The 13515-nt window shown below is 34.9% G+C and carries 10 protein-coding genes; 3 read left to right on the forward strand and 7 right to left on the reverse strand.

The genetic code is table 11. From position 1 onward, the window contains the following. Window positions 1-10: 10 nt before the first annotated feature. The 3 genes from NBRC110019_RS09890 to NBRC110019_RS09900 are packed head-to-tail and all read right to left on the reverse strand — an operon-like array spanning window position 11 to window position 4116. Window positions 11-1696 (reverse strand): DUF6909 family protein, encoded by a 1686-nt coding sequence (locus NBRC110019_RS09890; protein ID WP_281754468.1) that lies wholly within the window; start codon window positions 1694-1696, stop codon window positions 11-13. 45 nt (window positions 1697-1741) lie between these two features. Then, window positions 1742-3235 (reverse strand): GH3 auxin-responsive promoter family protein, encoded by a 1494-nt coding sequence (locus NBRC110019_RS09895; protein ID WP_281754470.1) that lies wholly within the window; start codon window positions 3233-3235, stop codon window positions 1742-1744. An 8-nt stretch (window positions 3236-3243) separates the two neighbouring features. Continuing rightward, window positions 3244-4116 carry a M23 family metallopeptidase gene (locus NBRC110019_RS09900; RefSeq protein WP_281754472.1) on the reverse strand — a complete coding sequence of 291 codons (873 nt, stop codon included), beginning with the start codon at window positions 4114-4116 and terminating at the stop codon, window positions 3244-3246. Window positions 4117-4225: 109 nt separating this feature from the next. On the opposite strand from NBRC110019_RS09900, the gene tatA reads away from it, so the two are divergent. Further along, window positions 4226-4426 (forward strand): twin-arginine translocase TatA/TatE family subunit, encoded by a 201-nt coding sequence (gene tatA, locus NBRC110019_RS09905; protein WP_281754551.1) that lies wholly within the window; start codon window positions 4226-4228, stop codon window positions 4424-4426. A gap of 136 nt (window positions 4427-4562) precedes the next feature. Further along, window positions 4563-5789 carry an MFS transporter gene (locus NBRC110019_RS09910; RefSeq protein WP_281754474.1) on the forward strand — a complete coding sequence of 409 codons (1227 nt, stop codon included), beginning with the start codon at window positions 4563-4565 and terminating at the stop codon, window positions 5787-5789. Here the strand turns inward: NBRC110019_RS09910 and NBRC110019_RS09915 are convergent. The 4 genes from NBRC110019_RS09915 to NBRC110019_RS09930 form a co-directional block, all read right to left on the reverse strand. Then, complete coding sequence (locus NBRC110019_RS09915; protein WP_281754475.1) at window positions 5786-7912, reverse strand: Tex family protein; 2127 nt, start codon at window positions 7910-7912, stop codon at window positions 5786-5788. The genes NBRC110019_RS09910 and NBRC110019_RS09915 overlap by 4 nt on opposite strands. A 218-nt stretch (window positions 7913-8130) precedes the next feature. Continuing rightward, entirely contained in the window at window positions 8131-9231 is a 1101-nt protein-coding gene (locus tag NBRC110019_RS09920) for a DUF4837 family protein (RefSeq protein ID WP_281754476.1), read from the reverse strand. Between the two features lie 21 nt (window positions 9232-9252). Then, window positions 9253-10836 carry a LysM peptidoglycan-binding domain-containing protein gene (locus NBRC110019_RS09925; protein WP_281754478.1) on the reverse strand — a complete coding sequence of 528 codons (1584 nt, stop codon included), beginning with the start codon at window positions 10834-10836 and terminating at the stop codon, window positions 9253-9255. A 190-nt stretch (window positions 10837-11026) separates the two neighbouring features. Beyond that, window positions 11027-12214: a phosphoglycerate kinase gene (locus NBRC110019_RS09930; RefSeq protein WP_281754480.1), complete on the reverse strand. Its 1188-nt coding sequence runs from the start codon at window positions 12212-12214 to the stop codon at window positions 11027-11029. Between the two features lie 118 nt (window positions 12215-12332). On the opposite strand from NBRC110019_RS09930, the gene NBRC110019_RS09935 reads away from it, so the two are divergent. After that, the gene (locus tag NBRC110019_RS09935; RefSeq protein WP_281754482.1) at window positions 12333-13487 is read left to right on the forward strand and encodes a DNA polymerase III subunit; all 1155 of its coding nucleotides are present in this window, start codon (window positions 12333-12335) and stop codon (window positions 13485-13487) included. Window positions 13488-13515 lie beyond the last annotated feature (28 nt).

The following is a 13515-nucleotide window of genomic DNA, read 5'->3' on the forward strand; positions in this document are numbered from 1 at the left end:
AAAATATAACTTAGTTTAATATTTGTTCTAATATTTTAATGGTAATTAAATATGTTGGTTTCACTCCTGTAATCCCTAATCCGCCCGAAGCTAATGTACTACCGGTTTCTAATGGATTATCAGAGGCATAGTATGCATAACGGACTTTTACATCGTTTCGTATGCTCTTTCTAATTTTAGAAGCAGACTGTATAGCTTTTTGATAATGAACACCTTCCATCTCTAAACCTATCACATTCCAGGTAGATTCATGGAAAAACTTCAATACATCTTTATTTTGTAGTGAGGTGCCTAAAACCGTTACCATAGACCCCTCAAAAACTTTCAGGTCGTTATTTTCAAAATCTGCGGCACACAACTCATTATTAAACGGATAATTATCGGCTGTACCCTCAAATATGTGAGCATTCGGAATCATAAGATCTCCTTTTCCTCCTTCAAGAATACCAGCTTTACCCATAATAGAAACCGAATCTACTTTTAAAAATGTAGTTTTTTCTTCCTCTTTATATGGTTTTAAAAACTCATCAATGGTTTCGTAAGCCTGTTCACCAAAAGCATAATCCATTACAAATAGCACCGGTTTCTCTTCATCAGGTGTGGTTGCATTTGGCGCAAACCTACTTTTCGTAAAGTTGATTTTAGCGGTGTCAAATATTTGAACATCTATGTTGGTACCAGAAGTATCATCTACCTGAATCATTCCGTTCTTAAGAGCAAAGTCTCTTACTTTTTTTCGTAATGCATCATTACCAAGTTCACTCAACGCCTCAAAAACGTTAAACGATTTTTTGTCTTTATATTCTTTATCTAATACTTGATCTGCATAAATACTATTCATTACACTATGCATATTAGCACTTATAATGTGTACAGGTCTGCCAAGTAAGTTATTATCTTTTAATACTTTTTTAATGTTAGAAGCCCATACATCACCATGAATATGGTGTCCTAAACGCTCTCTTAATACCGAGCTAAATGTAATAGTGCGCTTATCGTTTTCTACAATCTCTTCAATGGCAAGTTTACCCATCCAATAAATTACATGTAAAAAGCGTTCGGGTTGTTTTTTAGTGGTAAAGGTATTGTGAGCGGTTAAAATCTCTTCAAAAGTTCTTCCCAATACATTACCAAGGTGAATAAAAGCTACCTCTCTTTCAGATTGATTTAATTTCCCTTTTTTTACAGCCGTTTCAATCTTCTCCCAATCTCTGGTGGTTTTGCCATCTTCACCTACCAATACTTTATTGGCTATTTTATGAGACTCAATAAACATGAAGGTTAAATGGGTAAGAATATCATAGATATCTGAACGTCCACGAGTAATTTCAATATTCATTTGCTCATCGTCTATACGATAGCAATTTCTTCTACGCTTTGGCGGTATAATAGCATCAAAATGCGATTGATGATACCCTTCATTAGAAGTTAAGTTAATAAATCGGCACTCCTCAATACCTTCTGGCAAGCGCTCTAGTATATACATTAAACCGTTTATCTCGGTTTTATCTTCAGAAATGGTACCATATATTTCAGGACGTAATAACAGTAACGACTCCCGTAATGTTTCTCCTGAAATTCCCATAGGTTTATAGAATCCCCTGTTAAACAGGTGTCTCATGGTAATATATAAACGTTCTATGGCTGCGGTAGACTCCTGTGCTCTGGTCTGCTGTATGGTACTTGTAGTTGTCATATCAATTTTTAAGATACAAAAATACGTCTAAAATTTTATATGAATTTAAATTTTATATAAAGTCAAGGCATCTGCTACTTTACGATTATTAGATAATCGCTGTACTTTGTTCTGCCCGCCAAGCTTTCCAATAGATTTCATATAAGCAGAAAAGGCATTTTTTTGTACCGAAGTTATTTTTAATGGTTGCAATACTTTACCAGTTATTAAATCATCGTAATAGGTGTTCTGTTGTTGCATTGCTGTATCTATTGCCTCAGCAAAAGCATCCATATCAGCAGGTAGAGTTTCAAACTCTATAAACCACTCATGATAAGGTAATCCCTCTTCAGGTGTTATTTGAGGTGCCACTGTAAATTCATTAATACTCACCGCTGTATTAGCCGTAGCTATTTTTAGGGCTTCTTCCACTTCTTTAGCAATTACATGCTCTCCAAAAGCAGAAATGTAATGCTTAATTCTACCCGATACAATAACCCTATACGGCTTAAGAGAAGTAAACTGAACCGTATCGCCAACGTTATATGACCATAAACCGGCATTGGTAGAGATAATTAAAACATAGTTTACACCTAGTTCTACCTCAGCAATAGTTAACCGCTTAGGGTTTTCTTCAAAAAACGAATCCGATTTTATAAACTCATAAAATATGCCCGAGTTCAAAAGTAATAACATTCCTTTCTCGGTTTGGGTGTCTTGATATGCAAAAAAGCCTTCACTTGCCGGAAACAGCTCTATACTCGGTACACTTCTACCAATAAGGTTATTAAATTTAGCTCTGTAGGGTTCAAAATTTACCCCACCGTAAATAAACAATTTAAAGTTCGGAAATATCTCACCAACTGGTTTTCCTGTTCTTTGTTGCAATCGCTCAAAATACATTTGTACCCAAGAAGGTATTCCGCTAATAATAGACATATCTTCTTTAAGGGTCTCATCTACTATGGTATCTACCTTCGTTTCCCAATCATCTATACAATTGGTTTCCCAACTAGGCATTCGATTTTTTTGTAAATATCCCGGAACGTAATGGGCTACAATACCCGATAATCTTCCTAATTTAACACCGTTTTCTTCCTTTAGAATAGGACTTCCTTGTAAAAAAATCATCTTGCCGTCTACAAAGTCAGCTTCTCCGCTTTCTGCTATATAAAATAAAATAGCATTACGGGCAGCCTCAATATGCGATGGCATAGATTCTTTAGTAATAGGAATGTATTTTACACCACTTGTAGTACCCGATGTTTTTGCAAAATAAATAGGTTTTCCGGGCCATAAAATATCCTCTTTTCCTTCTACTACTTCTTCTACATATGTTTTTAGCGCTTCGTAATCACGCACAGGAACCTGAGCAGTAAAATCTGAGTACGATTCAATGGAATCAAAATTATGATCTTTCCCAAATTTGGTTTGGGCAGCTTTAGCAATAAGTTCGTTAAATACTTTTTGTTGTGTTGCCACCGGATTTTCAATCCATTCACGAGATTTTGATACTACTCGTTTAGCAAATAGTTTAGCTGCAAAAGATTTTAATGACATAAATACCTTTATTTAAAATCTATGTATTGTGTTGGGTCTACTGGATACCCATTATTCCAAAGTTCAAAATGTAAATGTGGTCCGGTGGTAAGTTCTCCTGTGTTACCAACAGTACCAATTACCTCTCCACTCTTTACAAAATCTCCTTGCGATTTGTTTAAAGAAGCATTGTGTTTGTATACAGAAACAAGACCATTAAAATGTTCTATCATTATAACATATCCGGTTTCTGTTGTCCACTCCGAAAAAATAACCCTACCGTCTCCAACCGATTTCACTGGAGCATTTGCCGTAGAAACAATATCTACTGCATAATGTTTTTCTTTAGGGTTATAATCGTTAGAAATGGTTCCGCTTACCGGAGAAAACAATACAAAGTTCATAGCGTTTTCTGTAGCACCAGAAAAATTATATCTGTCTTCCTTTGCTACTTCTTCTCGTAAAATAGAGTCTGCTTTATTAGTACCAAAATCTAACTTTACATCATTCTTTTCCTGCACAGCTTTTATAGAATCTTTGCTTATATCTGCAGATGATAAATCACCTGTTAATACCTTTCTTATAGATTCTAAATACAGATGGTTTGCATTTAATTCTTGAGTAACCGAATCTGTCCTTACTAATAACTGAGCAGTTTCATCTTTTAATTTTACCGATGAGTATCCGGGTATGTACTCTCTCAAAGGAGTAAACGCAATAATAACCGTTGTTACTGCTATTAAAAATATAGAAGATAAAGAGCCAAATACAAATACATTAAGCCTGTTTAACTTAAATGATAAGTGCTCTTCAAACGTATCTTCATTTAAAATTACCAGTCGGTATTTATAGATCCATTTTTTATGTAACTTATTCCTTCTGGACGATTTACCTTTCTTCATGTAACAAATATACGTATTGAATTTTTTCTCATAATGTTAAAATCAAAAATATCATAATTAACGTTGATATTAAACATTTCTTTTTACCTTTGCTTCATAAATTTGAAAAATAATGGAATTATCAATTTTTTTAGGAGGGGTAGGTCCTTGGCAAATAGCAGTAGTGGCCATTTTGGTATTATTACTTTTTGGAGGTAAAAAAATACCTGAAATGATGCGTGGGTTAGGTAGCGGAATTAAAGAATTTAAAGATGCTTCCAAAACTGAAGATGATAAAGATACTACTTCAACTAGTAGTAATAAAGAATAATATTCTACAAAAACATATACGTAAAACCACACTCTAATAAAGTGTGGTTTTATTTTTTTAAAGACCTGCCAACTAGAAACATCTTACTAGTAATTAACTGGTTAATTCTGGTACCTTTAATCTCCATTATCGGGTTATGAAAGCATGGTCAAAAAACACATTCAGAGCATTACAACATCCTAATTTCAGAATTTTTATTTCCGGACAAGCCATTTCCCGTATTGGAACCTGGATGGAACGTACTGCAGTAAGTTGGGTGGTGTATGATTTAACCAACTCTACCTTTATGTTAGGGCTTACAGCTTTTTGCTCTCAATTTCCCATGTTTTTACTTTCGCTGTACGGTGGTATTTTAGCTGACCGATACGACCAACACAAAATTGTAATTATAACCCAAATAGCATCCTTTATTCAAGCGGCAATTTTAACCATACTTATTTTTGTGGGCGGATTTGAAATTTGGCACATTTTAGTACTTATTACCATATTGGGTATTATCAACGCTTTTGATATGCCTGCACGGCAATCGCTTATGCATCTGCTAGTAGACAACACTACCGATTTGCAAAATGCCGTAGCGCTTAATTCCTCTATTGTGAATATTGCCCGTTTATTAGGCCCTGCACTTGCCGGAATTACACTAAGTAAATTTGGTGCAGGCGTCTGTTTTTCTTTGAATACATTAAGCTATTTAGCTGTGATTATCTCTTTATTTTCATTAAAAATGTTACCCCACGAAACCAAGGTTAAAAAACAGAGTAACCTCAAAGAAATTAAAGAAAGTATTGCCTATTTAAAACAAAATTCTCAGCTTGGCATACTAACCATTTATACAGCCTGTATTGCCTTTTTTGTTTCGCCTTACATTACCTTATTACCCGATTTTGCCAAAGAGATGTTTAAAGGTGATGCACAAACATACGGGTATATTACCAGCTGTATTGGCTTTGGAGCCATATTGGGGTCTCTCTTTTTAGCAGCCCAAAAAGAAACCAGCAGAATGGTAAATATAGTACTAATAAATGCAGTAATTTTAGGAGGAGCACTTATTACGTTTGCCTATATGGAATATTTACCTGCTGCTCTCCTATTATCTGTAGTTACAGGCTTTTGTGGGCTTACCCAGTCTACCATTTGCTTAACTATTATACAAACAAAATCGGCCCCTGAAATGCGAGGCCGTATAATTAGTTTATTTGCAATGTCATTATTTGGAATGCTTCCTTTGGGTGGTTTGGTGTTAGGTATTCTATCACATCAGGCAGGTAGTTCACTTTCGGTAGCTATAGAAGGTGGTATTGCCATTCTAATAGCTACTTCTTTTTACCTACTTAAAAAAAGAAACCATAAAACCACTGCTTAATCAATCATAGATAGTTGAATACGTTTTCTAGAAATGTCTACCTCTGTAACCGTAACCATTACATGCTGGTGTAATTGTACTACCGAGTTTACATCTGAGATAAACTCATTAGCTAGTTTAGAAATATGAACCAATCCACTTTCTTTAATTCCTATATCTACAAAACATCCAAAATTGGTAATATTATTTACAATACCTGGTACTTTCATACCAGCCCTTACATCGTTAATCGTCTTGATATTCTTATCAAACTCAAACACCTTGGCCTTCTTTCTAGGATCTAAGCCCGGTTTCTCTAATTCTGATGCAATATCTTCTAAGGTAAGCATTCCTACTTCATCAGTGCAATATTGTTTTAAATTAAGGCTTTTAATAAGCTCTTTGTTTCCAACTAGCTCGGTAACCGAAACTTTCTTATCCTTTGCCATCTTTTCTACCAGCTTATAACGCTCTGGGTGTACCGCCGAATTATCTAACGGATGCTCTGGCAGTGCTATACGTAAAAAGGCAGCACTTTGCTCAAAAGCCTTGGCTCCTAAGCGCGGGACTTTCAACAGCTCTTTTCTAGATTTTATTCCATTGTGCTCGGTTCTGTACTTTACAATATTTTCTGCCAACGAAGTACCAATACCCGATACATAACTTAACAGGGGTGCACTGGCAGTGTTTACATTTACCCCAACCGTATTTACACAACTCATAACCACCGTATCTAACTCTGATTTTAACTTAGACTGATCTACATCGTGTTGATATTGCCCTACACCAATCGATTTCGGATCTATTTTTACCAGCTCTGCTAAGGGATCAGACAAGCGTCTTCCTATAGACACAGCACCCCGCACCGTAACATCATAGGTAGGAAACTCAGCTCGTGCAATTTTAGAAGCAGAGTACACAGATGCTCCACTTTCATTTACTATAAATACCTGTAGGTCTCTATCAAAGGCTATACGTTTAATAAAGGCTTCCGTTTCACGTGAAGCGGTGCCATTACCAATGGCAATAGTCTCAATATCATACGCATTTACCAGACTCCTAATTTTTTTAATAGCCATGGCGGTTTCACGTTGAGGTGGGTGCGGATAGATATTCTCGTTATGTTTTAAATCTCCATTTTCATCTAAACAAACCACTTTACAACCACTCTTATACCCCGGATCTAATGCTAAAATACGTTTTTCTCCCAATGGAGCTGCCAGTAGCAATTGCCTTAAATTAGAAGAAAACACTTTTATAGCAGCCTCATCTGCACGCTCTTTTGCTTCCTTTAAAGCTTCATTAGATATAGCAGGTTGCAATAGTCTTTTATAAGCATCTTCTATAGCCATAAATACCTGATTGGTACTACTCTCTACTTCTGTTCTAATAATTACGTCATCAATAAGATCCAATGCATCATCTTTCTCCACATCTACCTTAAGTTTTACATAACCTTCGTTCACAGCCCTTAACATTGCTAACAAACGGTGAGATGGTGCTTTGTTCAAGGGTTCATTCCAATCAAAATACTGTTGATATTTCTGTGCATCTTCATCATCTTTCTTACTTTTTACTACTTTGGCCATAACTGTAGCCCTTCTGCTATACAAGCTTCGTATCTTCTTCCGTACAAACTCATTCTCGTTAACCCACTCAGCTATAATATCTCTGGCACCTTGTAAGGCGTCTTCTATAGAAGCTACCTCACCATTTAAGTATTTCTGAGCTACAAAATCCACATTCTCTTCACGCTGATTAAATATAACTTTAGCCAAAGGCTCTAACCCTTTTTTCTTAGCTATCGCAGCTCTGGTTGTACGCTGTTTTTTATAAGGCAAATACAAATCTTCTAACTGTACTAAGGTAGAAGCTGCCTCTATTCTTTGTTTTAACTCAGGCGTTAAAGCATCTTGCTCATGTATTGCCTTTAAAATGGTTTCCTTACGCTTTTGTACTTCTTCAAAAGCCGCTTTATATTTTGCTATATCACCTATCTGTACCTCATCAAGATTTCCGGTCATTTCTTTACGATATCTTGAGATAAAAGGAATTGTACAATCTTCTTGTAATAATTTTAGGGTGTTAGTAACACCCTTTTCAGGTAAATTGGTATGCTGAAGAATATAAGATAGTATAGTCATTCGATTGTATTAATTATTTAGAATTCAAAAATAGTTTTTTCATAGTAAACTACCTCGGGGCAAGCCCACGAAGCATTTAGTAAGCATTGTATTTCTATTTCGAGACAAGCCTCAGAGCATTTAATCTCAATTATAAGAAATACGCAAAGATTACAAAAAGTACAAAGCCAAAAAATCCTGCAAAAAGCAGGATTTTTAACTCATGTATTTTAGCGTTCTTACTTCTTTTTATCAACATCATATTTCTCTAAATCAAAATCAGCGTCTTCTTTAAACTTAATAGACTTCGCAATAGATTCTAACTCAAATATATAATCTCTCTTATCTATAGATGGAGCAAAAACAAAGCCATCAATAACAATATATCTGTTATTTGCCTTATCTGGAATCATGTAATTAATATACGGTCCTCCCATTAAAAAGTTTTTCATTTCCCATAAACCTCTACTCTCAATAGCCTTTCTATTATCTATCTCAACCTTATGAATACTTGGAGCAAATCCTTTTTCGGTTTGCATATACATACGCTCAGGGTCTCTACCAGGTACATGGGCTTTACCAATAGAATCTCTCATAGATACTACATAATTTGCCAAGGCTACATCAGGTGTTTCTACAGTAAAATCCTTATCAAAATTATACTCCTTATTGTGTTTCGTAGCAAAGTAATAATTGTTCTCATCTGAGGGAACACTGTCATAAGGTACCTCATATACTAAGATTCCACCTTCATATTTCTGAATTTGTCTACGTATCCAGAAAAACTTAGTATCCTGAGTAGTAATAATATATGTTGATGGTAATTTTAAAGTAATACCGAACTCTTTCAACAAAGCTTCTTCCTTAGACTTAGAAGTAACCATTCTTCTTTGAGACTCAATAATCTCATGATCTTTAAAATTAGCTACCATCTTAGGTGCATTGGTATCTAATAACTCTATTATCTTTTCTTCAGAAGTTCCGTTAATTATTGCTACTTGTTGTGGTTTTGCATATAAATCTTCCGAAATACCAGCAACATCTTTATCGGATTTCTGAATCACTAATACATTTCTACTCATTCTAGCAAAATCTGTAAATACAGAAGGTGGCATTTGATGGATAGAAAATATAGGCTCCTCCGTAGCTAAACCTTCCATTGGAGCTGCAAAATAAGACCTGATTTTATCACCCACTTTACCGTTCCACATTTCATTACTAATAACTACTGATAATGAATTGATAGGACCGGTAGATTGTTGTTTATAATCTTCCTCCTTAGTGGTTTTACATCCTTGAAAAACCAGAATTGTAACTACGAAAAAAAATATTTTTTTCATTTTTGCGTTTAATTTAATAATCTAACAATCACACAATTTAAGTTTTGTGCCTAACTTTAAATTAGTACCGCTAATATCATTCCAAAGTTTAATTTGTTCAACAGTAATTCCCGGATATTTTTTAGAAATACTCCATAACGAATCTCCTTCCTGAACAATATGATACTTTGAATTTCCGTTAGTTTCCTGATTTTTAGTAGCTTTAGTATGTTTTTTTGTTACAGATTTTGTCTGTGATTTGGGAATGCTTCTTGGGTAGATAATTAGTCTTTGACCAATTCTAATATTATTATTTCGTAATCCGTTCCAACGCTTAATACTACTAACCCTAACTTTATAGCGTTGGGCTATTTTTCCTAATACATCTCCTGAACGAACTTTATAAACAATCTTAGTATCTTGATTGAAAAACTTTGGTAATGGTTTTTCTCGTTTTGCTTCTTCTGCCTTTACAAAGGCATAGATACTATCTTCATTAGCTACAAATTTACCAATACTCTCTTTAGGTAGTCGTAGTGTATAATTTTTTCCTTTAATAAACGGAATAATATCTAGCTTATAAGAAGGATTAAAAAACTGAATTTCCTCCATATCAATACCGGTAAGTTCAGAAATTTGATCGAACGTAATGGTATTTTTTATATGAATAGTATCTGTATTAAAATACGGATACACAGTTCTTTTAGGCTTAAATCCGTGCTCATCTGCATATTCAAAAACATACATGGTTGCTAAAAATAACGGAACATAACCAGCTGTTTCACGTGGAAGATAGGGTCTTAAATTCCAATAATTTTGGTATCCCCCCGATCTTCTAATAGCTTTACTCACATTACCCGGACCTGAGTTATATGCTGCTAATGCTAAATCCCAATCGCCAAAAATTTCATATAGCTTAGATAAAAATTGTGCAGCAGCCTCGGTAGAACGCATCGGATCTGAGCGTTCATCTACATAACTACTCACATCTAACTTGTACATTTTACCGGTCTGATACATAAATTGCCATAACCCTGTAGCTCCCACTCTAGATTTTGCCTTCGGATTTAAAGCCGACTCTACAATGGATAGGTATTTAATTTCCAATGGTAAATCATACCTATCTAACTTCTCTTCAAAAATTGGAAAATAGAAGTCACTTATACCCATTAAACGCTCTAAACTTTGTCTTCTATTGGTTAAAAACGATTTAATGATACGCTCCAATTCTGGATTATATTCCACATTAAAAGGCGTTTTTTGGTTCAATCGTTCCAAACGCGCTTTTAAAGTATCGGTAGGTAATTCGTTATAGGTTACCTCATCAAAGTTTTCACGTGTTACATCGGCATACATTTCATTGTACAACTCAGAGTTATATAATTCTTTTAACCATAATGTATCTATCCAGTACGGTAACTCTATATCTTTTAGCTCGTACTTTCCGCTTACTTTCGGAAAATACCCAAGATTGGTTTTCCCAATAGTATCTAAGACTACTACAGAATTACCGGTTTCCTTTTGAAATGCTAACGAATCTGCAATTTGAGTACTTAGGTTATCTGTAGTTTGAGCATACAAACCAACCGACAAAAAAATCATACTAAATGCACAAAAAAATCTCATATTATCCTCTAATTTTTCAGAATGATTTATGTTCAATCTGCCAAAAATCGGTTTTTTTGATTAGAAACGTGAACTAATTGCGTTAAAAATAAAAAAACCTTGCCAATGACAAGGTTTTTCTTTATTCATTTTTATGTAAAATTTACTCAATAATTGAGTTTTATACTTTACCATTATGTTACTCAAATTACTACGCTAAAATAGCAGCAATACCAGGTAATTTTTTACCTTCTAAGCTTTCTAACATAGCTCCACCACCTGTAGAAACATAGCTTACTTTATCTTCAAAGCCAAACTGTTTTACAGCCGCTACAGAGTCACCACCACCTACAAGAGAGAACGCTCCGTTTTTAGTAGACTCATCTATAAAGTTACCTACAGAAATAGTACCTTTTGCAAATGTTTCCATTTCAAAAACACCAACAGGACCATTCCATAAAATAGTTTTAGATTCTAAAATTACTTTCTTGAAAATTTCAAGAGTTTCAGGACCTGCATCTAAACCTTCCCATCCGTCAGGAATAGCATTTACAGGAGTAACTTGCGTATTAGCATCTTTTTTAAAGTCATCTGCAGCAATTACATCTACTGGTAAGTATATCTTAACACCTTTTGCTTCTGCCTGTTTTAGAATATCTAAAGCAAGTTCTTTCTTATCATCTTCACAAATAGAATTACCAACAGTACCGCCTTGAGCTTTTACAAAGGTATACGTCATACCTCCACCAATAATCAAGTTGTCTACTTTATCTAAAATGTTCTCGATAATCGTAATTTTAGAAGACACTTTAGATCCTCCTAAGATAGCAGTAATAGGTTTTTCTCCACTTGCCATTACTTTATCGATAGCTTCAATTTCTTTTGCTAATAAATATCCGAAACATTTAGCTTCAGGGAAAAATTTTGCAACAATTGTAGTAGATGCGTGTGCTCTGTGCGCCGTACCAAAAGCATCGTTTACATAGATGTCTCCAAATTTAGATAGCTTTTCAGAGAAAGCCTCATCTCCTTTAGTTTCCTCTCCATAAAAACGAAGATTCTCTAAAATTAAAACTTCTCCTGGTTTAAGATCTGCAACAGCTGCTTCTACTTTTTCACCAATACAATCTTCAACAAATTTAACCTCTACACCTAAAATTTCAGAAGCTTTTGCCACAATATGTTTTAAAGAAAACTCATCCTGAAATCCTTTTGGCCTTCCTAAGTGACTCATTAAAACTACACTACCACCGTCTTCTAAAATTTTAACGATAGTTGGTTTAGCAGCCTCAATACGTGTAGTATCCGTTACATTAAATTCTGCATCTAACGGTACGTTAAAATCAACTCTTATTAATGCTTTCTTATTTTCAAAATTAAAATCATCAATTGTTTTCATATTATGGATGTTATCTTGTAGTTATTTATAACAAATGTAATTAATATTAATTAGCCTTAATATGATAATCGGCATAAATTAGTAAAAACTTAATATTTGAAAACCCCTATCTTTGCGTATGCTTTTTTCAGAAATTTTAGGACAACAACATATTAAAAATCATTTAACGGTAAGTGCCGATAGTAACAGGGTAGCTCATGCTCAATTATTTGTAGGCCCTGAAGGCTGCGGAACCTTACCTATGGCCATTGCTTATGCACAGTATTTACTATGCAAAAATGTAAGTAGTGAAAATACTGGAGGAAATGAAAGTTGCAATCTAAAGTTTGAGCATTTAGCGCATCCCGATTTGCATTTTGCCTTTCCGGTAGCTACCAATGATAAGGTTAAAAAGCATGCAGTAAGCAATGCGTTTATGAATGAATGGCGACAGTTTGTTGCCAAGCAACCTTATGGCAATACCTTTGATTGGTTTCAGCTATTAGGGATAGAAAACAAACAAGGGATTATTGGGGTTGATGAGGCTACTGATATTGTAAAATCGCTTAGCCTAAAATCATACGAAGGTGGTTATAAGATTATGCTTATCTGGATGGCTGATAGAATGAATACGGCTGCTGCCAATAAGCTTTTAAAACTTATAGAAGAACCGCCTAAGGATACCATCTTTCTTCTTATTGCCGAAAAAGAAGAACAGATTATACAAACCATTAGATCGCGTTGTCAGATATTACATTTTCCACCGTTAACGGAGGAGGTTATAAAACAAGGGTTGGTTTCACGTGGAATACCCGAGGCCGAAGCCGGAAAAGTTGCCCATAGCGCACAGGGCAATTACAACAAAGCCATCGATTTATCTGTTAACGATTCAGAAGATTTAGTGTTTGAGCGCTGGTTTATCTTTTGGGTACGTAGTGCCTTTAAAGCTAAAGGTAATAAGGCTGTTATTAACGATTTAATTATGTGGAGCGAGGAAATTGCAGGTACCGGAAGGGAAACTCAAAAGCAATTTTTAACCTATTGTATGGAGGTGTTTAGACAAGCATTACTACTTCATTACCAAACTCAAGATTTGGTATATATGGACATGCATGAAGAAGGATTTAAACTAGAAAAATTTGCTCCGTTTGTGCACAGTGCCAACATTATAGAAATTACCAAAGAATTAGAAACTGCTATGTACCACGTGGAACGTAACGGAAATGCCAAAATTATATTTACGGATCTTTCTATAAAATTAACCCGCTATTTACATAAGAAAGAAACCGTATAAAACCGCCCGCAAAAAACTGCAGGCGGCT

Origin of the sequence: Neptunitalea chrysea, assembly GCF_027924145.1 — a bacterium.
In the GTDB taxonomy this organism is placed as follows: Bacteria; Bacteroidota; Bacteroidia; order Flavobacteriales; family Flavobacteriaceae; genus Neptunitalea; species Neptunitalea chrysea.